The sequence below is a fragment of the Actinokineospora pegani genome (assembly GCF_009745975.1).
Classification (GTDB): domain Bacteria; phylum Actinomycetota; class Actinomycetes; order Mycobacteriales; family Pseudonocardiaceae; genus Actinokineospora; species Actinokineospora pegani.
Map to the genome: position 1 here is coordinate 36636 of NZ_WHOL01000040.1, position 23451 is coordinate 60086.

Consider the following 23451-nt stretch of genomic DNA (forward strand, 5'->3'; position numbering starts at 1 on the left):
CCGGCCCTAGCGTGGTCCGCGTGCAGACAGTCAGCCCCGAGTCCTTCGCCCGCGCCGAGACGTTCGTGTGGTCCGCCGCGCGCGTCCTCGACCGCCACCGCCACGCCCACCTGTTCGCCGACGGCCCGGCCGCCCCGGTGCTGGCCGCCCTGGCCGCGTACCGCAACCCCGACGGCGGGTACGGGCACGCCCTCGAGCCCGACGGCCGCGGCCCGGGCAGCCAGCCGATCACCACGTTGACGGCCCTGCACGTCCTGCACGAGACGGGCGCCGCCCCGGACGGTGTGGCCGACTACCTGGACTCCATCACCGCCCCCGACGGCGGCCTGCCGTTCGTCCACCCGAACGCCGCGGACTACCCGCGCGCGCCGTGGTGGCAGATCGCCGACGAGTACACCGGCGAGCTGCTGACCACCGCGAACCTCGCGGGCGCCCTGTGGCGGGCGGGCGTCACCCACCCCTGGCTCGACCGGGCCGCCGAGTTCTGCTGGCCCCGCCTCGAGTCGATCACCGCCACCCACCCCTACGAGGCGATGGGCGCCATCCGCTTCCTGGACTCCACCCCGGACCGCGACCGCGCCGAGCCCCTGGCCCGCCGCCTCGGCGCCTTGGTCCGCGACAGCGGCCACGTCCGCGTGGGCGATTCCGGCGCCCCCGCCGACGGCTACGCCGCCGACGAGGTCAAACACCCCCACGACTACGCGGTGACCCCGGACAGCCTCGCCCGCCACTGGTTCACCGACGAGGAGTTCGAGCACTCCCTCGACCACCTGGTCACCGCCCAGCGCGAAGACGGCAGCTGGCGCGTCGACTGGCCGACGTGGACCCCGGTGACGGAACTCGAATGGGCAGGCATGCACACAGTGGACACCCTCGCCCAACTCCGCCTCTTCGGCCGCCTGGCAGGCTAGATGGGCAATTCGTGATCGGTCAGTGGTCGTAGGCGATCAGGGATCGGGTGATGGGTTGGCCGGTGGCGCGGTTGTGCCAGATCGCGGCGGCGAGGGCGAGGGTGCAGACCAGGTGCAGGCGCGCAGGCCCCGGAAGAACCGTGCGTGCGACGAGCAGTAGCCGTAGCCGGTCCACCCGGCCAGTTCCGAGCGTTTGGTCGTCTCGCGGGAGCGGGCGCATTCGAGCCGGGTTGTTGTAGCCGGACTGTTGTGGCAGGTAGGCGAACGTGCCGAGCATGTGTTTAGGTCGGTCTTCACAAACTGATCCTGGACACCCTTCGTCCGTATCCAACCACCGCCCCGACTGAGGACTTACTCATCTAGAACTAGCGCGTCTGCTGCTTCAGCGCGGCTCGGGCTTGCTCGCGCGCCTCCTTCTTCTCACCCTTCTCGACTTTGGCCCGCAGGTCGAGAATGTCCTTCGCGTCCTTTGCGGCCTTACCTTCCCAACCATCGATTTTCTTGTTCAAGGCCGCTATTTCCTCGCGGAGGCCCATGGCCTGCTTGAGGTGCCCATCCCGTGACTTGATCTTGCTTTCCAGGTCTCGCCGGTCTCTTTCCAGGGACAACGCATCTCCAAGATCGTCGATCGAACACTGCGACCGCCCACAGTACGATCTTTCCGCGGCCGCAACAGCTCACTCGGGGATCTGTCGTGGAACTGGCAGGTTTCCCCGGCCGACCAGGGTCGAGAGCGAGACGCCCGCGAACTCTCGGACGTCCTTGGCCAGGTGCGGCTGGTCGGCGTAGCCGAGATCGGCCGCGATCGCGCCGAAGTGCGTGCCCGTGCGGGCCTGCGACACCGCGGCGCTGAACCGGAGGACGCGGTGCAGCATCCGGGGGCCGTAGCCGAAGGCGGCTTGGCAGTCCCGCCGGAGTTGGCGGGGGCTGCGGTTGAGCCGATCGGCCATGCCCCGCACGTCACCGGTCGTCGTGGCCAGACGACGCAGTTCGGTGGCCAGGGGGTCGGCGGGGGCGGGCAGGGCGCTGGTCAGCACCCGCTGGGCGTCGGCAGTGGTCGTGGTCTGCGCGAGGCGGTCGGCGAGTTCGCCCGCGCGCGGGTGCAGGTCGGCCAGGGGGACGCGGGCATCCACGAGGTCGCAGGCGGGGATGCCGAAGGCGGGCCGCAGCGAGGGGTAGCGGATGGCGACCAGGGTGCCCGGGAGCGGGGAGGACAGCTTCGCGGTGGTGTCCGGGCCCGCAAGCCACAGCTCACCGGTCTCGCGGTGCCAGATGACGTCGGCGCACGCGTCGGGCAGGACCCGGGTCGGGGTGGTGTCGCCGAACCGGGTCCAGACGCAAGCGACGCCCGCCCCGGAGTCCCGGGACGGGCGTCGCTCGGCATAAGGCATTAGCCGACCGTGGCCGTGGTGATGGTGACCTCGGTGTTGGGCTTCCCGTCCTGCTCCGGCGTGGAGCCCGCCTCCGCGACCTTGGCGACGACGCCGGTCCCGGCGTCGTCCATCGTGCCGAAGACGGCGTAGTCCGGGGGCAGGGGGCTGTCCTGGTAGACCAGGAAGAACTGGCTGCCACCGGTGTTGGGACCGGCGTTGGCCATCGCGACCGTGCCCGCCGGGTAGACGACCGAGCCGCTGCGCTCGGCGGGCTTGAGGTCGGTCGGGTTCTCGTCGGGGATGGCGTACCCGGGGCCGCCCTGGCCCGTCGCGGTCGGGTCGCCGCACTGCAGCACCCAGATGCCCGCCGTGGTGAGCCGGTGGCACTTGGTGCCGTCGAAGTACCCGGACGAGGCCAGGTGGGCGAAGCTGCGGGTCGTGCAGGGCGCGTTCTCGGCCAGGGTGATCGCGACGTCGCCCTGGTTGGTCGCCAGGGTCACCGAGGCGGGGCGCTCGTCGGAGGTGGCGGGGGGCCGGCCGACGTCCTTGCCCGCCGAGGAGCCCTCCGCCACGTACTCGCAGGTGCCCGGCTCGGCCGCGGCGGGCGCGGTGGTCGACGCGGGGGGCTGCGAGTCCGTCGACCCGGTGCCCGACGTGCTGTTCCCACACCCGGCGAGCAGCAGCCCGCCCAGCGCCAGTGCGGCGGCGGTCAGCCTCATGCGATCGCCACCGCGTCGATCTTGGCGGGCGAGGCAGGCTTGCCGTCGCTCGCACCGCCGTCCACGCCCTGGCCCGCGACCTCGTCGACGACCTTGAGGCCGTCCTCGGAGACGGTGCCGAACACCGTGTACTGCGGCGGGAGCTGGGAGTCGCCGAAGACGATGAAGAACTGGCTGCCGTTGGTGTTCGGGCCGGAGTTGGCCATCGCCAGCGTGCCGCGCGGGTAGGTGAGGTCCGCGGAGACCTCGTCGTCGAACGAGTAGCCGGGGCCGCCGCCACCGGTGCCCGACGGGTCGCCGCACTGCAGGACCTTGAGGCTCTCGCCGGTGGTCAGGCGGTGGCAGTCGGTGCCGTCGAAGTAGCCCTGGCCCGCCAGGCTGGCGAAGCTGGCCACGGTGCACGGCGCCTTGGCCTGGTCCAGCGTGATCGGGACGTCCTTGCCGTTGAGCTTGATCGTGGCCGGGGTGGTGCCCTCGGTCTTGACCTGCTCGGGGTCCGGGGCGGTCGCCTCCTTGGCCGCGGGCTTGCCCTCGGTGACCGGGTAGGCGCAGTTGCCCGGACCGGACGGGGTGGCCTGCTCGGCGGTGCTGGTGTCGTCGTCGCCGCCGATGTTGACCAGGAGGTAGACCACGCCGACAACGACGACGACGCCGACGACGGTGCTGATCACACCGATGAGCCGCCGCTTGCGCGCGCGTTCGGCCCTGTTGGCGAGCTGGCGTTCCAGCTTGGCCTTGGCCGCTTTCCGGCGCTGATCGTTGCTCGGCACCTGGCACCCTCCCTGACCTGACGATTCCGGCAGTGGCGCAGTCTATGGGCACCCCCGGTAAGAACAGTGTGGTGGTACCGGCCGATAGGCTGGGAAGCGCTTGAGAACACAGTCACCTTGGAGGTCTCCCCGTGCTGGTCGTCGGCTTCCCCGCCGGAGCCTTCCAGGCGAACTGCTTCATCATCGCCCCCGGCGAGGGCGCGCAGTGCGTCATCGTCGACCCAGGTCAGGACGCTGAGGAGCCGTTGGCCGAGGCCCTGCGCAAGCACCGGCTGACCCCGGTCGCCGCCGTGCTCACCCACGGCCACCTCGACCACGTGTACTCCGTCGCCCCGGTCTGCGACGGCAGCGACATCCCGGCCTGGATCCACCCCGACGACCGGTACATGCTCAGCGACCCGCTGCGCGGCCTGAGCCGCGAGTCGGCCGCGTTCTTCGGCGGCCTGGAGCTGCGCGAGCCCAAGCAGGTCCGCGAGATGACCGACGGCAGCGTCCTGGACCTCGCGGGCCTCACGCTCACCGTCACCCACACCCCCGGCCACACCGAGGGGTCGGTGGTCTTCGGCCACGACACCGCCGACGGCGACCACCTGCTGTTCGCGGGCGACACCCTGTTCGCCGGGTCCATCGGCCGCACCGACCTGCCCGGCGGGTCGATGGCCAGGATGACCGACTCGCTGCGCAAGCTGCTCAGCCTCGACGACGAGACCGTCGTGCTGCCCGGCCACGGCGGTGCGACCACCATCGGCCGGGAGCGGGCGAGCAACCCGTTCCTCACCGGGATGATCGACCTGGACGCCCCCGGCTCCGACCACAAGCACCGGGGTCAGGGCATCTGATGGCCGACCGCGTCCCGCTCGACCTCGGCGAGCCCGCCTCCGCCCGGCGCAAGGGCTGCGCCACCGGCTTCGTCGTGCTCGTCTTCGGCGCCGCCGTGGGCGGTCTGGCCGGGCTCGTCGCCGGGCGGACCGCCGGGCTGATCGCGTTCGTCGTCGTCGCGGTGCTGCTCGGCGTGCTGGTGTGGGCGATGGCCAGCCGCACCGTGTGGCTGGAGGGCACCACCGTCGTCGCCCGCACCATCACCCGCCGCTCGGTCGACCTGGTCACCGCCGAGCGGCTGGAGCTGCTGGTCACCGACGTCCGGGGCGCGCGCACCATCGGCATCCTGGTCGGCTCCGGCCGCCGCTCGGTGAGCATGTCGCTGGCGGTCTACTCCGGCACCGGCGGGCGCGAGCTGGGCATCCTGGTCCTGCGCAAGCTCGCCGACATCTTCGCCACCAGCGAGAACACCGCCGGCCTGGTGTTCTCCGAGCTGCTGGTGGCCCAGTTGCGCGCCGAGGCCAAGGGCGAGGCCGCCCCGGACCGCCCGCTCTACCAGCTCGCGTCGGTCGCCCCGGCGGGCAGGCTGGCGCAGCGGCTCAAGCCGGAGGCGGTCACGCGCTTCGTGGCGTCCCTGGACTGACCGGCTCCCTGACCGCGACCAGCGCGGCCAGTGCCGTGGTGACCGGGACGGCCGCCACCAGGCCGATGCTGCCCACCAGGGTCCGCACGATCTCCTGGGCGATCGACTGCGACTGCAGGATCGTGCCCAGCCCCACCCCGGAGATCGACGAGTAGAGCAGCACCGGCAGCGCCGCGCCCGCGTACGCCATGACCAGGGTGTTCACCGCCGAGGACACGTGGTCGCGGCCGATCCGCAGCCCGGCCGCGTAGAGCTGCCGCCAGCCCAGGCCCGGGTTGGCCGCGCGCAGCTCCCACACCGCGCTGGTCTGGGTCACCGTCACGTCGTCGAGCACGCCCAGCGCGCCGATCACGATGCCCGCCAGCAGCAGCCCGCGCGTGTCGATCCCGTACCCCAGCGTCCCGACCAGCGTCGTCGCGTCCTCGTCCAGCCCGGTCAGCGACGACACGGCGGCGAAGACCGCGCTCAGCACCCCGATCAGCGCCAGGCTGACCATCGTGCCCAACACCGCCGTCGACGTCCGCGCCGACAACCCGTGCGTCAGGTACAGCACCACGAACATGATCACGCCCGACCCGACCACGGCCACCCACAGCGGGTTCTCCCCGGCCAGGATCGCGGGCAGCACGAACAGCAGCAGCACCACGAAGCTCAGCACCAGCCCCACCAGCGCCTTGAGCCCCTGCCACCGCCCCAGCACCAGCACGGCGAGGGCGAACAAGGCCGCCAGCACCGCCAGCGGCGCCCCCCGCTGGAAGTCGACCACCTGGTAGCTCTCCCCGGCGAGCGGATCACCCCCCGAGTACGACATGACCACGTCGTCCCCGACCGCGAACCGCGGCGTGCTCGGCTCGATCGGCACCACGGTCCGCACATCGCTGCCCGCGGCGTCCCCATCGGACATGAGCACCGTGAGCACCAGACACCGGTCCCCACCCGCATCGGACGACCCGCACGGCCCCACCTGCGCGGCGACGACCTCACCCGCGACCGCGCTCTGCAGCGAGGAGTTGACGGCGGTGGGGGTGTCGCCGGTGGGGAACAGGACCACCATGCCGACGAGGGCGGCGAGCGCGAACGGGGCGAGCAGGCCGAACAGCAGCTTGCGCACGGCGTCGGAGACGGGGGCGGCCGGCCCGTGTCCGTGTCCGTGCCCGTGTCCGGTGAGGACGATGTCGGGGTCTGGCTGGGGTGTGCGGGTGGTGTCCGGGGTCGAGTGGCTGCCGGGCTCTCGACGGGCACGGCGTGGGGAGGCGGTGTCGTCCGGGGTTGGGTGCTCGCTGGTGCGGTGGCGTCTTTGGGGGGTCTCGTCGGGGTCGCGTCGTCGTGGTTCGGGGTTGTCGGGTGGGACTGGGTGTTGGCCGGTGCCGGGGTGCCTCCGGGAGGCGTCGCCGGGGTCACGGCGTCCGCGCCGGGGGAGTCCGGGGTCGACGGCCGGGTCTGGACGCGTGGTTCGGCGGGGCGGCGCGGGGTCGTCCGGGACCGGGTGCTGGTCGGTGCCGTGGCGCCCCGAGGCGGCCGTGCGGCCGTCCTCCGGGGCTCGTCGGCGGCCCGGTCGCGGCGCGTCGGGGTGCTGGGACCGGTCGGGCCGGACCCTCGGAATCGGCTGCGTGTCCCCGTCGTCCACGGGGCCATTGTCCCAGCAGGCGCCCGGGTGCGGGTGGGGCAGGTTGGCGGTCAGCCCAGAACACGGTGCGCGCGCCGCCGAACCCGGCGCGTCAGACACGCCTGGGGATCGCCGCGGAGTTGTCCACAGGCAAGATCGACTCCGGCGTGCCGAACGGGTGAAGCCGGTAGAATGGGCCTCGGGCCGCCCCCAGTGGTGTGGTGGGGTTTGGTGTCGCGCGGGGTGCGCTCGAACGGGTTCGCCTGCCCGGGTCGGAAGGCGGGGGCCTGTGTGGTTGTCAAGCTGCGGTAGTGGGCGCTGTTGCGGGAGCATGGCGTAGAGGACGTCGCGGCGTCTGCGGGCGAGGAAGAACGCGCGTTTGAGTTTGTGGTTGCGGGGCCGGGTGTTCGGCCTTGGTGCCGAAGCTCCTGGTTCAGGAACCACGAAACATCACGGGGATGGGGTCAGAGCGGGTCCGCGAAGGTGAATCGTGTGGTCATCGCTTGCTCGCAGGCCCTGACCGCCCGGCGCAGGCGGTGTTCGCGGGTGCCGGTCAGCAGGACCCACGGCACACCGCGCTCCCGCAGCCCGCGCACGAACCGGGCGGTCATCCACGGGCGCAGGTGCTCGCCGTCGCGGGTGCCGTCCTGTTCGAACGGGACGCCCACGTGGTCGGTCAGCAGGTACAGCGCGGGCCGCCGCGACCCCACGGCCGCGTCGACCTCCGCGTGCCCCGCGCCCAGGTAGCGCTCGCACCACACCGTCGCCGCCCACGGGTCGTTGTCGCAGACCAGCACCGGCGCCAGCGGGGCCGCCGCGTCCTCGTCCGCGCCCTGGCGCACCGCGACGTCGACGAAGTCGCCCACCGTCCACACCGTCGAGCCCGCCCTGGTCTTCACCTCGGTGTGCTCGCGGCCGTACTCCGGCACGAAGTCGCCGCCGTGGTGCGCGGCCAGCGCCCTGGCCAGCGTCGTCGTCCCGCTGGACTCCGCGCCGAGCACGACCACCCGCGTGCACAGCCCGGCCCGCGTCGACCGGGCCAGGCGCGACCAGTTGCCCCGGACGTCGGCGCGCACCGCCGTGCCCGACACCGGGTGCGCGACCCGGCCCGGGTCCACCGGCACGTGCCGCGCGCCGAGGCGCCGGGCGAGCTCGGCCCCGTAGCCCTCGCTGCTGAACACCGCGTCGACCGGCTCGTGGCCGTCCAGGGCCGCCCGCCGGGCCAGCACCGAACGGACGACGCCCATGTGCAGGTCCCACACGGCCGGGTCGTGGTAGTCGATCGGGTGGTCGTCGAGGTCGCCGACGACCCGGACGCCGGGGTCGGCCGCGTGCTCCTCGGCCAGCCAGGACACCCGGTCGCGGATGGACAGCGACTCGACCGTCGCGCCGAGCATCGCGACGGTGGTGCGCCCGGACTCGGCGGCGGCCGATCGGATCAGGTGGTGGTGCCCGGCGTGCGGGGGGTAGAACTTGCCGAGCACCAGGGCGTGGCGGAACCTCATGCCGCGGTCCGCGCGCGCAGGTCGGCCCGCCACGAGCGCAGCCCGAGCACGCACAGGGCGAGGAAGCCGACGTAGAGGATCGACGTCAGCCACAGGCCCTTGTAGGCGTAGAGCGGGATGTAGACCAGGTCGGCGGTGATCCACAGCCACCAGCTCTCCAGCTTCTTGCGGGCCTGCCCCCAGGTCGCCAGCAGCGACAGCACGGTGGTGAACCCGTCGGGGAACGGGACCGTGGAGTCGGTCGCCGTGCTGAGCAGGAAGGTGAGCGCCGCGGTGGCGGCCACGCCCACGACGAGGACCACCCGCCACTGCGCCACGGTGACCCGCGAGACCGTGAGGTGGGTGCGCTCGTCGCCCCCGCGCAGCCACGACCACCAGCCGTAGACGGCGAGGGCGACGTAGACGACCTGCAACCACGCGTCCGCGTAGAGGCCCGCGGTGATGAACAGGGCGAAGAACGCGAGGTTGTTGACAATCCCGATCGGCCAGTTCCACACGTTCTGCCGCGCCACCAGCCACACGCACAGCGCGCCGGTGACGAACCCGACCACCTCCATCCACGAGGTCTCGGCGCCGAACGCGGTGAACGCGGTCGCGCGAAGTGGTCCCAGCACGCCGTCGAGTGACACCGGCTGACTCCTCCCTGTTCGACCGCCGCCCTGGTCAGCCGACCCGCAGCCTACGGAGCCGCTGCCCGGTCGGGCGACAAGTGGGATCGACCCGTTGCGCGATGATCGAACATGTGTTCGACTAACGCCGTGCGATGGGACGGACAGCGGTTGGACGGGACCCGGGCCGACGAGGCCGGGCAGGGCTCGCTGCCGGGGCTGCCCGGCCTGGTGCGCAGCGTGCGGACCCCGGAGTTCGCCGGGGTGGTGTTCCACGAGGTCTTGGCCAAGTCAGTGCTCAACCGCGTGCCCGGGCGCGGCGAGATGCCGTTCGAGTGGACGGTCAACCCCTACCGCGGGTGTTCCCACGCGTGCACCTACTGCCTGCACGGCGACACGCCGATCCTGATGGCCGACGGCACGACCAAGCCGCTGGCCGAGATCGCCGTCGGCGACCGGATCTACGGCACCGAGCGGCGCGGCAGCTACCGCCACTACGTGCCCACCGAGGTGCTCGACCACTGGAGCACCACCAAGCCCGCCTACCGCGTCACCCTCGCCGACGGCACCCAGCTCATCGCCAGCGGCGACCACCGCTTCCTCACCGAGCGCGGCTGGAAGCACGTCACCGGCGAGGTCTCCGGGCCCGGCCGCCGCCCGCACCTGACCGTCGGCAACAAGCTCATGGGCACCGGCCAGTTCGCCGCCGCCCCCAAGGACACCGCCGACTACCGGCGCGGCTACCTCGCGGGCGTCGCCAGGGGCGACGGCGGCGCGCCGCGCGCCGAGCAGGCAGGCGCCCGGGTCGCGGAGTACCTGTCCGGCGACTCCGGGCTCACGCTGCCCGTCGACTGGCCGCGCACCCCGACCGACGAGTGGCGCAAGGGCCTGCTCGCCGGGGTGTTCGACGCCGACGGCACATTCGCCCACCGCATCCTGCGACTGCCCAACCTGGGGCCGCGCGCGCTGGCGGCCGTCGAGGAGGCGTTGTCGCGCTTCGGTTTCCAGCACGCCCTCGAGCAGCGCAGGCTGCCGATGGCCCGCCGCTGCGTGCGCGTCGACGGCGGCCTGCCCGAGCACCTCCGCTTCTTCCACCTCACCGACCCCGCCGTCACCACCAAGCGCACCATCGACGGCGCCGCCATCAAGTCCCCCGCCCGCCTCGACGTCGTCGCGGTCGAGCCGCTGGGCCTGGAACTGCCGCTCTACGACATCACCACGGGCACCTCGGATTTCATCGCCAACGGCGTGGTCAGCCACAACTGCTTCGCCCGCCACTCGCACACCTACCTCGACCTCGACGCGGGCGACGACTTCGACAACCAGGTCGTGGTCAAGCTCAACGCGCCCCAGGTCCTCAAGCGACAGTTGACCGCCCCCTCGTGGCACGGCTCGCCGGTGGCCATGGGCACCAACACCGACCCGTACCAGCGCGCCGAGGGCCGCTACGGGCTGATGCCCGGCATCATCCGCGCCCTCGCCGAGTCCGGAACGCCCTTCCAGATCCTCACCAAGGGGACCATGCTCTCCCGCGACCTCCCGCTGCTCAAGGCCGTCTCCGCGGACGTGCCGGTCGGCCTCGGCGTCTCACTGGCCCTGCTGGACCGCGAACTCCAGTCCTCTGTGGAACCAGGCACGCCGTCCCCGTCGGCCCGCCTGGAACTCATCCGCCGGATCACCGGCGCGGGCCTGCCCTGCGGTGTGTTCGCCGCCCCGATCCTGCCCGGCCTCACCGACGCGGTGGAACAGTTGGACGCGCTGCTGGCCGCCATCGCGGCGGCGGGCGCGACCGGCGTGACGGTGCAGCCGTTGCACATCCGGCCGGGTATGCGCGAGTGGTTCGCGGCCTGGCTCGCCCGCGAGCACCCGGTGCTCGTCCCGCTGTACCGGCGCGTCTACGGGCGGGGGCTGCGGGCCGCGCCCGGGTACCGGGCCGCGTTGGCCGCCCGGGTCGCGCCGTTGGCGCGTCGACACGGGTTGGCGGGTGGGGGGTACCGGTTCCCGGAGGGGAGCGTGGTCGAGAAGCGCGTTCCGGAGCAGACGACGGGCCCGGACCAGTTGAGCCTGCTCTAGGCCCCCTGAACCTTCGCCCGCACCAGTGCGCGCCGCGTCCTGGCGAGCCGCCGCGGAGTTGTCCACAGGCATGATCGACTTCGGCGTGCCGAACGGGTGAAGCCGGCAGAATGGGCTTGGGGCCGCCCCCAGTGGGCAATGCCACTTACTTCGTGTTTTTCCTGGTTGGGCGGGTGTGGTGGTGGAGGGTTCGGGTGGGGGCCGGTCGGTGTCGGCTTGCTCGGTCGTCTCGCGCACGGGGTTGGTGGGTGAGGCGACCGGATGGGCTCGGTTCTGTCGCCCCTGTTCGGGACCTCGTACTCGGGGACCCGAAGGAGGGTGTGGTCGACAGGCAGGGCCGTGCGGTGTTCTCGCGTTCGGAACGCTTCCACGCCTCGATCTCCGCGGCCGCCATCACCACGCACGACCCCACAGCCTCCACGCCGGGCTAAGTGAGTGGCATTGCCCAGTGGTGTGGCGGGGTTTGGTGTTGGCGGGGTTTGCCGCGAATGGGATTGGAGTGGCGGGCCGCTTGCGGATGTGGAAAGGCGAGGGCTGGGGCGGGTTGCCGGTTGTGCTACATGACCCAGCGGCGGAAGCCGCCCTCGGAGTTGATGACCTGGCCGGTGACCCACTGGCTGTCGTCGGAGGCCAGCCACCGCACCAGGTTCGCCACATCGGCCGGGGTCCCCCAGCGCCCGGCGGGGAGGGCGCGGCCGACCTGCTCGGCCAGTTCCCCGCCTGCCCAGCCGGTGTCGACCGGGCCCGGGTTCACGGTGTTGACGGTGATGCCCCGGTCGATCAGCGCGTCCGACAGGGTCAGGGTCATCTGGTGGATGGAGCCCTTGCTGATGGCGTAGGGGATTTCCTGGCTCATCGGTCCGAGGTGCTGGCCCGAGGTGAACAGGATGATCCGCCCGCCGCCGCGCGTGTCGTCGTGGGCGGCGGCGAAGGCTTGGGCCAGGAGGACGCTCGCGCGGGCGTTGACCGCCCAGGTCAGGTCGAGTTCGGCGGCTGTCACCTCCGCGAGGGTGCCCAGCGAACTGCGCGCGTGGTTGGCGACCACCACGTCCACCCCGCCGAAGGCGTCCACCGCCGCTTCGATCACTCGGCGCGGCGCGTCCGGGTCGGCGAAATCCGCGACCACGTGCCGCACACCCTCGCCCAGCAGCCGCACGACCCCGGACTCGCCCAGGTCGTCGGCGCCCCACGGCTGACCGGCGTCGTGCTCCGCCCAGGACTGGACCAGCACCGACGCCCCCGCCGCGAGCAGGTCCGCGGCCAGGGCGAACCCGATCCCCGCCCGCCTGCTGACCCCGGTGACCACGACGACCTTGCCCGTCAACGCCTGCACGCCCATGTCCCGACCGTAGCCAGCGAACGCCAGTGCCCTCCACCCGGAATCCGGGTGGAGGGCACTGGTCAGTCGATCAGCGCTCGGCGTTGAACCGGCGCGGTGCGCGGCGCGGTGCGGCGGTGCCCCGGCGGGCGCCGCGGTCGAAGCCTGCGTCGTTGCGGGTGTCGCGGTGGGCGCCCTCGCGCGGGGCTCCCTCGCGGCGGCGCGGGCGGAACTCGCCGCGGAAGTCGCCGCGCGGGCCGCCGCCGTCGCGGCGCGGGGAGCGCTGCGGGCGGCTGGGGCGGGCCGGGGGCTCGATCCACGGCTCGCCCGTGGGGACGCGCGCGCCGGTGATGCGGACCAGGTCGGCGTTGCCCGGGGCGACCCGGGTGCTCTCCGGCTTGATCCCGGCCTTGTCGGTCAGGCGGGCGACGCTGCGGCGCTGCTCGTGGGTGACCATGGTGACGACGGTGCCCGACTCGCCCGCGCGGGCCGTGCGGCCCGCCCGGTGCAGGTAGTCCTTGGAGTCGGCGGGCGGGTCGACGTGCACGACCAGGCTGACGCCGTCGACGTGGATGCCGCGGGCGGCGACGTCGGTGGCGACCAGGACCGGGGTGACCCCGTCGCGGAACTGCGAGAGCACGCGGTTGCGGGCGCCCTGGGTCTTGCCGCCGTGCAGCGCCCCGGCGCGGACGCCGACCTCGCGCAGCTTCTCGGCCAAGCGGTCGACGTGGTGCTTGGTGCGCACGAACATGATCGTGCGGCCGTCGCGGGCGGCGACCTCGGTGATGACGTCGGTCTTCTCCCGCTTGGACACCAGCAGCACGTGGTGCTCCATGGTGGACACGCTGGCGGTGGACACGTCGACCGAGTGCGTGACCGGGTTGGTCAGGTAGCGGCGGACGAGCTGGTCGACGTCGCCGTCCAGGGTGGCCGAGAACAGCAGCACCTGGCCGTCGCGGTCGGTGAGGTCGAGGATCTCGCGGACCTGGGGCAGGAAGCCCATGTCCGCCATCTGGTCGGCCTCGTCGATCGCGCTGAACTGCACGTCGGTCAGGGTGCAGGTGCCCTGGCGGACGTGGTCGGAGAGCCGACCGGGGGTCGCGATCAGCAGGTCGACGCCGCGGCGCAGCGCCTCGGCCTGCCGGGGGAAGGACATGCCGCCGACGGCGGTGCGGCACCACAGGCCCAGCGCGCGGGCCATCGGGGTCAGCGCGTCGGAGACCTGCAGCGCCAGCTCGCGGGTCGGCACCAGGATCAGCGCGCGCGGGCGGCCGGGGCGGGCGTGGCCGCCGTCGAGCCGGGCCAGCAGCGCCAGGCCGAAGGCCAGCGTCTTGCCGGAGCCGGTCTGGGCGCGGCCCAGCACGTCGCGCCCGGCGAGCGCGTCGGGCAGCGTCGCGGCCTGGATTGGGAAGGGGGAGTCGATGCCGGCCTCGGCCAGCGCCGCCAGCAGCTTCGGCGGCAGGCCCAGCTCGGCGAAGGAGGGACCGTTCTCACCGATCTCGTTGTAGCGGCCCTTGCCGCTCTGGCGGTGTCGGGGCTTGCGGTCCGCCTGGTCGACGCCAAGGTCGGCCTGCTCGGAATCGATCATGGACAGGGCAGTGTCTGGCACGGGGTCCTCTCGGGACGTGGCACGTCTCGGGAGGCTCCGCCCTCTGTCATGAGGTCGGCAGGCTTTCACGCGGACGGGCCCGGCGTGGTAGCACGCCGTTATTGGGTGGTCTGTCTGATGGTCACCGCCACCGCCCGGACCGTTGAACTGATCCGACGGGAGCGACTCTTGTCGCTCGCGGTGCTGAACCGATACTACCTGACGTGGTCGCCCCCTTGTCCGGTGCGGGCCCTTCGAGATCGTGAGCGTGCCCACTGGGCAGGTGGGGCGGGCGACCGCGGTCACCCGCCCCACCTGGTCAGACGCCCGCTATCGACAGCAGCCTGGCGGTGAGCGCCGCGGCGTCGCCGACCTCGGCGGGCAGGCCCCGCCCGGCGAACCAGGAAGCGATGTTCGCCACATCCCTGGCCAGGAACTCCCGGCCCGCCGGGTTGGCGACGACGTCGACGACCTGCGGCAGGTCGATCACGACCAGCTCGCCGTCGCGCACGAGCGCGTTGTAGGCGGACAGGTCGCCGTGGGTGAGCCCTTCGGTGGCGAAGACCTCCAGCGCCCGCACGAGCTGCTCCCACAGGTCGCGCAGCTCGTCGGCGCCGGGGCGCACCTGGGCCAGCCGGGGCGCGCCCTCGGTGGCCGCGCCGCCCGCGGGCCGGACGAACTCCAGCAGCAGTTCGGTGCCGTCGCGCTGGACCGGGTAGGGCACCGGGGCGCCCGCCGCCCACAGCCTGCCCAGGGCGGCGAACTCGGCCACCGCCCACTGCTCGGCGATGAGGTTGCGGCCGAACGACGTGCGCCCGGCGATCGCCCGGTTCTCCCGGGACCGGCGCATCCGCCTGCCCTCGAGGTACCCGGCGTCGCGGTGGAACAGCCGGTGCTCGCCGCCGCGGTAGCGCTTGGCGGCCAGCACGCACGAGTCCCCGTCGGGCACCGCGCGCTCCAGCAGGAAGACGTCGGCCTCCTTGCCGGTCTTGAGCACGCCGAGCTCGGTGTCGGCGGCGGCCAGCTCGGTCACCAGCCAGTCCGGCCGGGGCTTGGGCCCCTGCTCGGCCTCGCCCCAGGTCGACCAGCGGTCGGCGCCGTCGGGCAGCAGGCCCTGGGTGGTGTAGGCGTCGTCGCGGACGCGGGCCAGCCGGGCCTTCTCGGCCTCGGTGAGCCGCCCGGACCTGGTCGGCTGCGGGTCGTCGTCGAAGCGCCGCCGCCTGCGGGCCCGGGGGTGGTCGTCGTGGTGTTCGTCGGAAAAGTCGTCGGTGAGACCGTGCGAGCGCACTGGTTGTTTCTCCTTGAGCGGGGGTGGGACCCCTCGGAGGACCAGCGCGAGCAGCGCTCAGCGGCCGGTCGACTCCGAGGGGCGGGCGGGCGGGTACGGCGCCACCACAGGGACGTTCATGTCCATCGGGCACCTCCTCGGCTCCGCCGGTGTCTCCGGCTCGGGTCGTACGCGAACAGCATGGCGCGGCGGCCGCACGCCGCGCAATCGATTTAACTCGTCAGGGGTCAGTCGATGACCAGTTCCAGCTCCCGCTCGCCCACGGGCTCCAGCCGCAACCCGGCGGCCCTGGCGGCGGAGACGATGGTCCGCACGGTCCCCGGCTCGCGCGGGGCGGTGGCCAGCGCGGCGGCCAAGCGGCCCTTGGCGGCCTTGTTGAAGTGGCTGACGCTCTTGCGCCTGCCGCCCGCGTCCTCGGTGACCACCCGCACCGCCACCGCCCGCGGGACGTCGGCCAGCGCGGCGTAGGCGCCGGACCGCAGGTCGACCACTAGGTCATCCACTGTGGACAGGGTCTTCTCCAGGTCGGCCCGCCAGACCGTCCGGAGGCCGCCGACCCCGGGCAGCGCCGAGCCGCCGGAGAGTCGGTAGGCCGGGATCGGGTCGCTCGTCCGCACCACCCCGAACAACGCGGAGGCCACGGCCAGCCGCCTGTCCGCCCGCGCCCGCTGCGCCCTGGTGAACGACCCCGCGCCGAGCGAGTCGTAGAGGACGCCCGTGTAGCGCTCCAGGGCGGGCGCCGTGGGGGAGGTGAACAGCTCGGCGTTGCGCTCGACCTCATCGGTCTGCCGCTCGGACAGCCCCAGCGCCTGGAGGCTGGCCGGAACGTCGTCGGCGAGGGTCCGCAGCGCCTCGGTCAGCCTGCGGCGGACCGGGGTGAGTTCGGGGAAGGAGAGCGCCCCGAGGTCCAGGGGGAGGCCATCCCCGCCATCGCTCTTGGTTTCCGAGGGCGGCAGGAGAACAAGCACGCGGCGAGCCTAGAGAACGGCGGCGGTGCTGTTGTCCCGGGGCCGTGACCTGTGGGGCAGGCCCGGGGGAGGCCGGGGTGGGCCCGCTGCCCTCGCGGGGAGCGGGCCCGGCGGAGCCGCGTCCGGGGAAGCGAGTCGCGGCTCGGGTCGGGGGTCAGCCCTCGGTGGGCTGGCCGATGCAGAACTCGTTGCCCTCGGGGTCGAGGAGCACCGTCCAGGCCAGGCCCGGGATCTCGTGCTCGTCGACGGCCTTGGCGCCCAGGGCGACCACCCGGGCGACCTCGCGGTGGCGGTCGTCGGTGTGCAGGTCGAGGTGGAGGCGGTTCTTGCCCTCCTTGACCTCGGCCACCCGCTGCACGGCGAGGTAGGCGGCGGAGTGCGGCGCCGCCCCCGGCGGGGTCATGGCGATGAAGCTGTCCTCGTAGTTCAGGCTGATCTCCAGGTCGAGGACCTGGGTCCAGAACTCGGCGAGGGCCGGGGGGTTGATGCTGTCGATGGTCACACCGCTGTGCTGCAAGCTCATGCCCGGCAAGGTACTGGCGGGGACCGACAAAACCGCCGCCCGACGCTCTCACCTGGTCGTATAGGTCCAGCCACTCCCGGTTCCCCGGTACAGCGCGACCGGGATCGGGGAGACCCCCTCCCGCATCCGCTCGCGGTAGAGGACGCCCCGGAGGTGGTCGATCTCGTGGCAGACCAGGCGGGCGATCCCCCGGTCGAACCGGGTGACCCGGGCCTCGCCCGCCAGCGTCTCGTGCGCCACCTCGACGGCGAGCGGCCGGGGAACGACACCGCGCACGTCGAAGAAGCTGAGACACCCCTCGTGCTGATCGTCGGTCCCGGACGACTCCTCGATCACCCGCGGGTTGAGCGGTGTGATCGTCTCCGCGCCGGGCGCCCGCACGACCGCCGCGGCGCGCCCGATCCCGATTTGCGGCGCGGCCATCCCCCATCCCCTTGGTGAAGTCGTGTACCCGCCGCACCCGTTCCACGGCCGCCATGAGCCGGTCGACGACGCGCCGGGCCTCCTCGGCTTCCTCGGGGAGCGTGAACGGCCTGGCGACCTGGCTCAGGATCTCGTCGCCCTCCTGGGCGATCCCGAGTCCGCGCATCGTCTCGGAGGGTGAAACCGGCTCTGTGGTGCTCACCGCGTCGGACGCTCGCAGCTTCCACTCCATGCGGTAGCGGGCGTGCAGCGACGTTTCCACACCCCAGAGGATGGGATCGAGTTCGTCCGGGAATTCGACGGCCATGCTGAGCCGCCGGGCGGGCAGTCGAACAGCCCGCTGCCACCACGGCCCCACTTGTGCCCCGGGACGTCGTAGGTGTACTCGATCAACGCGGATTCACCTGGGTAGAGGGGGAATTTGGCCCCATCGTTCTCGAACAGGAGCCAGACCTCTTTGAACGCGTCCTGGTCGTCTTTCACCCGCCAAGACATTTTCTCTCCGCGAGAGGTCGCGGCCGGGACGATCTCAGGCCAGGTCAAGGGGTCATCCCGGTACAGCAGGGCGGGTCGCCCGCGTCGCCAGGAAACCGGTCGACCGCGATGCGGATCAAACACGACTTGCAGATCGCGCCATCTCCGGACGAGCGCGCCGCCCGCCAGGAGATTCCGGTCCGCTCCCTCAGCGAAAGCAAGACTCGGGACCACAGTGCCTCGTTCGACTTTGCTGACGTAGGAAGGGTCTTAACCAACTGCCCGCGCCAGTGCCTTCTGCGATCGCCCAGCACCCGCGCGCAAGCGTCGCAGTTCGGTGATGAACGCGCCCTGTGCGTCATTCCCGTCGTCGGCCGCCTTGCCGCTCATGTGTCCCCAGACCTCATCACGTGAATGGAATGAACCGGGTGTGATCGCGGATCAACCCAGCGTCCACCCGCGCGGCCCTCTCGGTCGCGACCGCCGTCCTGGCCGACTTCGCCCGCGCCGTGCGGACACTTGTCGAAGACCCCGGTTCCCGCATCGACCCTGTTCAGGAAACCAAGTTCGACGACCTGCTCCGCGTGGCCCGCACCGCGGGCGCCTCGCTCGCAGACGGGGAGATCGATCCAGGGCACCTCGACGACTTCAACGCGGTCGTGTCGGCGATATCGCGGTCGCGCGGGCGGGCCGTGGCCTGACCCCGGCGCGGGTCGTCTACCTCGCGACAACCCGAATGCGCAGGCCGGGGGCCGGTCACTACCCTCTACAAGCACCATTCCCGCGCTCGAGGAGCCCACCGTGATCACCAGGATGTCGTCGTTGTTCCTGCGCACCCTGCGCGAGGACCCGGCGGACGCGGAGGTGCCCAGCCACAAGCTGCTGGTGCGCGCCGGGTACGTCCGCCGCGTGGCTCCGGGCGGGTACTCGTGGCTGCCGCTGGGGCTGCGGGTGCTGCGCAACGTCGAGCGGGTCGTGCGCGAGGAGATGGACGCCATCGGCGCCCAGGAGATCCAGTTCCCGGCGCTGCTGCCCAAGGAGCCTTACGAGGCCACCAACCGGTGGACCGAGTACGGGCCCAACCTGTTCCGGCTCAAGGACCGCAAGGGCGCGGACTACCTGCTCGGACCCACCCACGAGGAGCTGTTCACCCTCACGGTCAAGGGCGAGTACTCGTCCTACAAGGACTACCCGGTCACGCTGTACCAGATCCAGACCAAGTACCGGGACGAGGCGCGGCCCCGGGCGGGCATCCTGCGCGGCCGCGAGTTCGTCATGAAGGACTCGTACTCCTTCGACCTCGACGACGAGGGGCTGTCGGCCTCCTACCAGGCGCACCGCGACGCCTACATCAAGATCTTCGACCGGTTGGGCGTCGAGTACGTCATCTGCTCGGCCACCTCGGGGGCGATGGGCGGCTCGGCGTCGGAGGAGTTCCTGGCGGTGGCGCCCACCGGCGAGGACACCTTCGTGCGCAGCACCGGCTCGGACTACGCGGCCAACGTCGAGGCCGTGGTGACCCCCGCGCCCCCGGCCCGCCCGCTGGAGGGCCTGCCCGCGTCCCAGGTGCACCACACCCCGGCCACCCCGACCATCGACACGCTGGTCGCCTTCCTCAACGGCGCGGGCCTCGGCCGGGAGTTCACCGCCGCGGACACCCTCAAGAACGTCCTGCTCAAGACCCGCCAGCCCGGTGCGAAGGAGTGGGAGCTGCTGGGCGTCGGCGTGCCCGGCGACCGCGAGGTGGACCAGAAGCGCCTGGAGGCGTCGCTGGAGCCCGCTGAGGTCGCGCTGCTCGACGACGCCGACTTCGCCAGGAACCCGTTCCTGGTCAAGGGCTACATCGGGCCGAAGGCGCTGCTCGACAACGGCGTGCGCTACCTGGTCGACCCGCGGGTGGTCACCGGCACCGCCTGGGTGACCGGCGCGGACACCGCCGACCACCACGTGGTCGACCTGGTCGCGGGCCGCGACTTCACCCCGGATGGCACGATCGAGGCCGCCGAGGTGCGCGCGGGCGACCCCGCCCCGGACGGCACCGGCACCCTGGTCGCCGCGCGCGGCATCGAGATCGGCCACATCTTCCAGCTCGGCCGCAAGTACGCCGACGCGTTCGGCCTCGACGCCCTCGGCGCGGACTCCAAGCCCATCCGGATCACCATGGGCTCCTACGGCATCGGCGTGTCCCGGCTCGTCGCGGTGCTGGCCGAGCAGCTCTTCGACGACCAGGGCCTGAACTGGCCGCGCGAGATCTCGCCGTTCGACCTGCACGTGGTCGTCGCGGGCAAGGACGAGGCGCTCAAGGCAGGCGGCGAGGACCTGGCCGCGAAGCTGGACGCCGAGGGCCTGTCGGTGCTGCTGGACGACCGGTCGACCTCGCCCGGTGTGAAGTTCAAGGACGCGGAGCTGGTCGGCGTGCCGACCATCGTCGTGGTCGGCCGCGGCCTGGCCAACGGCGTCGTCGAGGTCAAGGACCGGCGCAGCGGCGAGCGGGTCGAGGTGCCCGTCGCCGAGGTCGTCGACCACCTCAAGGGCCTCGTGCGGGGCTGACCCGGACAACGGTGAAGGGGCGGGCCCACCAAGGTGGACCCGCCCCTTCACCGTCTGGCCGTCAGCCCTCGTAGGGCCGGATGCTCTGGATGATCTTCGTGACCACGTCGTCGGGCAGCGCGTCCGGCGTGCCCTGGTCGTGGTAGAGCATGAACAGCATCGTGTTCTCGCCGTTCTTGAACGCCACCGTGGTGAACTTGACGGTGGGCGACGGGCACTCGCCCGGCTGGTCCACCGTCATGACCGCCGTCGCCGTCACCGCCTCGATCTTGCCCGCGGCCACCTTGGTGGGGGACGGATCGGAGAACTGCACCGGGGCCTTGGAGTCGTCCGGGTTGAGCGAGGCGGCCTCGGCGAACAGCTTCACGCCGTTGACCGCGGCCCGCTCGACTTCGATCTGGCCCGCCGTGACGAACCCGGCGTTGCCCCGGTTGGAGCCCTTCACCGCCGTGCACGCGTCCGGCTTGTAGGTGGTGACGCCGTGCATGACCGCGGTGGGCTTGCCCTCGTTGTCGGCGAACCCGACGATCGTGTCCGGGGTGGCGACCTTCCAGTCCTTGGGGACGTCGTAGGCGACACCCTCCTTGTGGGACAGCACGCCCTGCCAGCCGGTCACCACCGACTCGACCAGGATGTCCTCGACGTTGCTCGGCGTGGACGGCCGCGAGGACGAGGTCGGCCTGCTCGTCGACCCGCGGCTGGACGAGGTGGTCTCCGGCGCCCGCTGCGAGCTGCTCGGCCCGGGGGCCGCCACGGGCTCGTCCCCGCCCCTGTTGATCAGCAGCAGCGTCGCCACCCCGCCGATCGCCACGACCAGCACGACCACCGCGACGACGATCCACGGCGTGCGGTCGGACTTGGGCGGGCCCGGGGGCGGCGGCTGCTGGTACATGCCGAAGCCCTGGTAGGACTGCTGGTACTGCTGGTCACCCTGGGGGTGCCCCTGCTGGTACGGGGCGGGTTGACCGGTCACCGGGTCCACTTGGTACTGCGGCTGCGGCTCCTGCCAGTACGGACCCCCTGGGGTGCTCATGCCCCAGACCGTAGTTCACCCGGGCGGGCGCCGGTCGGGGAGTCGCCGGTACCCAGCAGCCCGGACAGCACGGCCGTGGTGTGGGACAGGTCGGGGAAGACCACCTGCGCGCCCGCGGCGGCCAGCTCGTCGACGCTGCTGCGCCCGGTCGCCACCCCCACCGCCACCGCGCCGTGCGCCACCGCCCCGGCCACGTCCAGCGGCGTGTCGCCGACGACGACCACCCGCTCCGGCCGCCGCCCGTACTTGTCGGCCACCGCGGCCACGGCGTGCTCGACGAGCACGTGCCGGTCGACCGAGAGCGCGCCGTAGCCGCCCACCGCCAGGTCGAGGTGGGTGTGCAGGCCCAGCGGGGCCAGCTTCACCTCGGCCAGCTCCGGCAGGTTGCCGGTGACCAGCGTCTGCACCACCGACGGCTCCGCGGCCAGCGCCGCGAGGACCTCCGGGACGCCGGGCAGCACCCGCCCGCGCTCGGCCATCGTGGACCGCCCCCGCTCGGCGATGCGCACCAGCGCCGCGTACAGCGCCTCGACGTGCTCCTCGGTCCAGTCGACGTCGTTGGCCTCCAGCACGCCGATCGCCAGACCGCGCTCGGTGCGGCCGGGCCAGGGCGGTGACTGGGCCATCTCGACCCCGACGACGTCGGCGAGCGCCTCGGCGTACCAGACCTTGCCGAGTCCGCTGTAGTCCACGAGGGTCAGGTCGACGTCCCACAGGACGGCGGTGGTGGGGCTTGGCTGCACGAAGCCCATCCTGGCACGGGTCAGGAGGGGCGGGCGCTGTCGGCGATGGCGGCCACGGCCGCGCCGTCGAGCACCGCCGGGTCGGCGGGGCCGCCCTCGACGTCGCCGTTGGCCACGACGAAGCCCAGCCGCCCGCCGAGGTCGAGCACGGTGACCGCGATCAGGCCCCTGGTGCTCATGCAGGCGTTGCCCGAGGTGGTGACGACGGCCTCCACCCGCACGCCGTCGACGCCCGCGCCGTCCGCGCGCGAGCGGGTGACGGGCTTGGGCGTGCCCACCTCCACCCGCACGCTGCTCGCCGAGGAGTAGCCGTCGACCCCCACCGCGTGCGCGATGTCGGTGGCCACCTGGTTGATCTCGCCCGGCCGCGCGACGCCGCTGCCCGCGAAGCCCCGGTTGTAGGACTCGCCCGCGCACTCGTAAGCGCCCGCCGTCGCGTACGAGGTGATCGGGGTGCCCAGGGACTTGAGCACGACCGGGTCCGCGCCGTCGGCGACGTCCCAGTCGACGGGGACGGTGAACGCGATGCGGCCGGTGAGGTTGTCGACGAGCTCGCCCCCCGGCGTGGTGGCCGCGGTCGTCGGCGGGGGAGCGGGGGCCGGTCCGCCGGCGGCGGGGGCGCGGTCGAGGACGAGGAAGGTGGCCGCCCCGCCGCCGAGCACCACCGCCGCGACGACCGCGGCGATGACCGGCCCGCGCCCGCGCGGCTCCTGGAACGCGCCGAGACCCTGGTAACCGCCGCCCGGGTAGCTCATCGACGTGGCCGGACGCTGTCGGTGATCTTCTTCAGGTCCGCCTGCGCCACCGGCTCCGGGCCCCGGGCCCGACCCGCCTCGGTGTCGGTCGCCACGACCACCACCCCCGTGCCCGCCGGGGTCGCCAGCGCCACCACCGTCACCGTCCCGCGCGACCCCACGCACTGGTCACCGGACTCGGCCGCCTCGGCGTCGGCGCGCACCAGCACCCCGCGCGCCCCGTCGCGCACCACCGGAGTGGCCCGCGACACGGTCACCCGCGCGGTCTGGCTGGCGTCGCTGTACTGGTCGGCGGCGATGGCCGCGGCCAGCTCGGACGCCGCGCGCTCCGGGGGGCCTGCGGCCACCCCGCTGCCGCTGAACGCCCGCCCGTACTCCGCGCCCTGGCAGAGGTAGGTCCCGTAGTCGGCGAGGCGTCCCAGCCGCACGCCGCTCGACGATTCCAGCGACTGGTCGTCCTCGGCCAGCACCCAGTCCCCGGGCACCTCGTAGGACAGCCGCGCCCGCGGGTCCAGCACGACCCGCCAGCCCTGGTTGACCGGGACCTCCGGCGCGGCCTCGCGGGTCCTGGTCGAGGCGACCGACGTCGCGCTGGGCAGGTCGCCGGAGTCGGGCCCGGCGGGCGACAGCACGCCGACGACGGCGAACGCGCCCGCCACGAGCACCAACGCCCCAGTCGCCACCGCCATCCGCCCGCGCACCGGCCGAACTTAGCGCAGCGCCCTTGGATACCCCTCTGCACAAGCCCCCACCACACCCCA

Annotated in this window: 23 protein-coding genes and 1 pseudogene; 6 read left to right on the forward strand and 18 right to left on the reverse strand. The window is 72.7% G+C overall.

Going from position 1 to position 23451, the window contains the following annotated elements; genetic code table 11:
- Positions 1-20 precede the first annotated feature (20 nt).
- Positions 21-911 (forward strand): hypothetical protein, encoded by an 891-nt coding sequence (locus tag GCL84_RS02925; protein ID WP_156753761.1) that lies wholly within the window; start codon positions 21-23, stop codon positions 909-911.
- A 19-nt stretch (positions 912-930) separates the two neighbouring features.
- Here the strand turns inward: GCL84_RS02925 and GCL84_RS30920 are convergent.
- The 5 genes and pseudogenes from GCL84_RS30920 to GCL84_RS02950 all read right to left on the reverse strand — a co-directional run.
- Positions 931-1145: pseudogene (locus GCL84_RS30920) on the reverse strand (IS982 family transposase); the annotation flags it as partial.
- A 131-nt stretch (positions 1146-1276) separates the two neighbouring features.
- Positions 1277-1519, reverse strand: a complete 243-nt coding sequence (locus tag GCL84_RS02935; protein ID WP_156753762.1) for a hypothetical protein — start codon at positions 1517-1519, stop codon at positions 1277-1279.
- 69 nt (positions 1520-1588) lie between these two features.
- Entirely contained in the window at positions 1589-2302 is a 714-nt protein-coding gene (locus GCL84_RS02940) for a helix-turn-helix domain-containing protein (RefSeq protein ID WP_156753763.1), read from the reverse strand.
- Positions 2302-3003 (reverse strand): peptidylprolyl isomerase, encoded by a 702-nt coding sequence (locus tag GCL84_RS02945; RefSeq protein WP_156753764.1) that lies wholly within the window; start codon positions 3001-3003, stop codon positions 2302-2304. The genes GCL84_RS02940 and GCL84_RS02945 overlap by 1 nt, the downstream gene beginning before the upstream one ends.
- Entirely contained in the window at positions 3000-3773 is a 774-nt protein-coding gene (locus GCL84_RS02950) for a peptidylprolyl isomerase (protein WP_156753765.1), read from the reverse strand. The genes GCL84_RS02945 and GCL84_RS02950 overlap by 4 nt, the downstream gene beginning before the upstream one ends.
- Before the next feature lie 131 nt (positions 3774-3904).
- Between GCL84_RS02950 and GCL84_RS02955 the strand changes: the two genes are divergently transcribed.
- Together GCL84_RS02955 and GCL84_RS02960 are read left to right on the forward strand one after the other, a co-directional pair.
- Entirely contained in the window at positions 3905-4612 is a 708-nt protein-coding gene (locus GCL84_RS02955; protein ID WP_156753766.1) for an MBL fold metallo-hydrolase, read from the forward strand.
- Entirely contained in the window at positions 4612-5235 is a 624-nt protein-coding gene (locus GCL84_RS02960; protein WP_156753767.1) for a hypothetical protein, read from the forward strand. Before GCL84_RS02955 ends, GCL84_RS02960 begins: the two co-directional genes overlap by 1 nt.
- Here GCL84_RS02960 and GCL84_RS29770 read toward each other — a convergent pair.
- The 3 genes from GCL84_RS29770 to pnuC form a co-directional block, all read right to left on the reverse strand.
- Positions 5207-6346, reverse strand: coding sequence for a YibE/F family protein (locus GCL84_RS29770; protein WP_156753768.1), 1140 nt, complete (start codon positions 6344-6346; stop codon positions 5207-5209). The genes GCL84_RS02960 and GCL84_RS29770 overlap by 29 nt on opposite strands.
- A gap of 959 nt (positions 6347-7305) precedes the next feature.
- Positions 7306-8346, reverse strand: coding sequence for an AAA family ATPase (locus tag GCL84_RS02970; protein ID WP_156753769.1), 1041 nt, complete (start codon positions 8344-8346; stop codon positions 7306-7308).
- Positions 8343-8975, reverse strand: a complete 633-nt coding sequence (gene pnuC / locus GCL84_RS02975) for a nicotinamide riboside transporter PnuC (RefSeq protein ID WP_235925953.1) — start codon at positions 8973-8975, stop codon at positions 8343-8345. The genes GCL84_RS02970 and pnuC overlap by 4 nt, the downstream gene beginning before the upstream one ends.
- Positions 8976-9104: 129 nt before the next feature.
- On the opposite strand from pnuC, the gene GCL84_RS02980 reads away from it, so the two are divergent.
- Positions 9105-11027: an intein-containing Rv2578c family radical SAM protein gene (locus tag GCL84_RS02980; RefSeq protein ID WP_235925954.1), complete on the forward strand. Its 1923-nt coding sequence runs from the start codon at positions 9105-9107 to the stop codon at positions 11025-11027.
- 556 nt (positions 11028-11583) lie between these two features.
- Here the strand turns inward: GCL84_RS02980 and GCL84_RS02985 are convergent.
- The 6 genes from GCL84_RS02985 to GCL84_RS29115 form a co-directional block, all read right to left on the reverse strand.
- Positions 11584-12366 (reverse strand): SDR family oxidoreductase, encoded by a 783-nt coding sequence (locus GCL84_RS02985; protein ID WP_156753771.1) that lies wholly within the window; start codon positions 12364-12366, stop codon positions 11584-11586.
- A gap of 70 nt (positions 12367-12436) precedes the next feature.
- Positions 12437-13933: a DEAD/DEAH box helicase gene (locus GCL84_RS02990; protein ID WP_156753794.1), complete on the reverse strand. Its 1497-nt coding sequence runs from the start codon at positions 13931-13933 to the stop codon at positions 12437-12439.
- Between the two features lie 319 nt (positions 13934-14252).
- Positions 14253-15221: a serine protein kinase RIO gene (locus GCL84_RS02995; protein WP_156753772.1), complete on the reverse strand. Its 969-nt coding sequence runs from the start codon at positions 15219-15221 to the stop codon at positions 14253-14255.
- Between the two features lie 227 nt (positions 15222-15448).
- On the reverse strand, positions 15449-16189 hold the full coding sequence (gene yaaA, locus GCL84_RS03000) for a peroxide stress protein YaaA (protein WP_156753773.1): 741 nt from the start codon (positions 16187-16189) through the stop codon (positions 15449-15451).
- Positions 16190-16343: 154 nt separating this feature from the next.
- Positions 16344-16712, reverse strand: coding sequence for a VOC family protein (locus GCL84_RS03005; protein WP_156753774.1), 369 nt, complete (start codon positions 16710-16712; stop codon positions 16344-16346).
- 48 nt (positions 16713-16760) lie between these two features.
- Positions 16761-17135: a peptide deformylase gene (locus tag GCL84_RS29115; RefSeq protein WP_197522979.1), complete on the reverse strand. Its 375-nt coding sequence runs from the start codon at positions 17133-17135 to the stop codon at positions 16761-16763.
- 983 nt (positions 17136-18118) lie between these two features.
- On the opposite strand from GCL84_RS29115, the gene GCL84_RS03015 reads away from it, so the two are divergent.
- Together GCL84_RS03015 and GCL84_RS03020 are read left to right on the forward strand one after the other, a co-directional pair.
- Positions 18119-18310 (forward strand): hypothetical protein, encoded by a 192-nt coding sequence (locus GCL84_RS03015; protein WP_156753775.1) that lies wholly within the window; start codon positions 18119-18121, stop codon positions 18308-18310.
- 100 nt (positions 18311-18410) lie between these two features.
- Positions 18411-20159: a proline--tRNA ligase gene (locus GCL84_RS03020; protein WP_156753776.1), complete on the forward strand. Its 1749-nt coding sequence runs from the start codon at positions 18411-18413 to the stop codon at positions 20157-20159.
- A gap of 61 nt (positions 20160-20220) precedes the next feature.
- Here the strand turns inward: GCL84_RS03020 and GCL84_RS03025 are convergent, their stop codons facing one another.
- Genes GCL84_RS03025 through GCL84_RS03040 form a run of 4 tightly spaced genes read right to left on the reverse strand, consistent with a single transcriptional unit; the run spans position 20221 to position 23391 of the window.
- On the reverse strand, positions 20221-21192 hold the full coding sequence (locus tag GCL84_RS03025) for a hypothetical protein (RefSeq protein WP_156753777.1): 972 nt from the start codon (positions 21190-21192) through the stop codon (positions 20221-20223).
- Entirely contained in the window at positions 21189-21935 is a 747-nt protein-coding gene (locus GCL84_RS03030) for an HAD family hydrolase (protein ID WP_235925955.1), read from the reverse strand. The genes GCL84_RS03025 and GCL84_RS03030 overlap by 4 nt, the downstream gene beginning before the upstream one ends.
- A 20-nt stretch (positions 21936-21955) precedes the next feature.
- Positions 21956-22690 (reverse strand): hypothetical protein, encoded by a 735-nt coding sequence (locus GCL84_RS03035; protein ID WP_156753779.1) that lies wholly within the window; start codon positions 22688-22690, stop codon positions 21956-21958.
- A complete protein-coding gene (locus GCL84_RS03040; protein ID WP_156753780.1) occupies positions 22687-23391 on the reverse strand; it encodes a hypothetical protein in 705 nt (234 codons plus the stop codon). The genes GCL84_RS03035 and GCL84_RS03040 overlap by 4 nt, the downstream gene beginning before the upstream one ends.
- Positions 23392-23451 lie beyond the last annotated feature (60 nt).

What these genes read in the sequence shown, in the direction of transcription:
- GCL84_RS03005 (WP_156753774.1), bottom strand. Translation starts at nt 16,712, where the DNA reads ATGAGCTTGCAGCACAGCGGTGTGACCATCGACAGCATCAACCCCCCG.
- GCL84_RS02945 (WP_156753764.1), bottom strand. Translation starts at nt 3,003, where the DNA reads ATGAGGCTGACCGCCGCCGCACTGGCGCTGGGCGGGCTGCTGCTCGCC.
- GCL84_RS02940 (WP_156753763.1), bottom strand. Translation starts at nt 2,302, where the DNA reads ATGCCTTATGCCGAGCGACGCCCGTCCCGGGACTCCGGGGCGGGCGTC.
- GCL84_RS02960 (WP_156753767.1), top strand. Translation starts at nt 4,612, where the DNA reads ATGGCCGACCGCGTCCCGCTCGACCTCGGCGAGCCCGCCTCCGCCCGG.
- GCL84_RS03035 (WP_156753779.1), bottom strand. Translation starts at nt 22,690, where the DNA reads ATGAGCTACCCGGGCGGCGGTTACCAGGGTCTCGGCGCGTTCCAGGAG.
- GCL84_RS02990 (WP_156753794.1), bottom strand. Translation starts at nt 13,933, where the DNA reads ATGATCGATTCCGAGCAGGCCGACCTTGGCGTCGACCAGGCGGACCGC.
- GCL84_RS02985 (WP_156753771.1), bottom strand. Translation starts at nt 12,366, where the DNA reads ATGGGCGTGCAGGCGTTGACGGGCAAGGTCGTCGTGGTCACCGGGGTC.
- GCL84_RS29115 (WP_197522979.1), bottom strand. Translation starts at nt 17,135, where the DNA reads ATGGCCGCGCCGCAAATCGGGATCGGGCGCGCCGCGGCGGTCGTGCGG.
- GCL84_RS02970 (WP_156753769.1), bottom strand. Translation starts at nt 8,346, where the DNA reads ATGAGGTTCCGCCACGCCCTGGTGCTCGGCAAGTTCTACCCCCCGCAC.
- GCL84_RS03025 (WP_156753777.1), bottom strand. Translation starts at nt 21,192, where the DNA reads ATGAGCACCCCAGGGGGTCCGTACTGGCAGGAGCCGCAGCCGCAGTAC.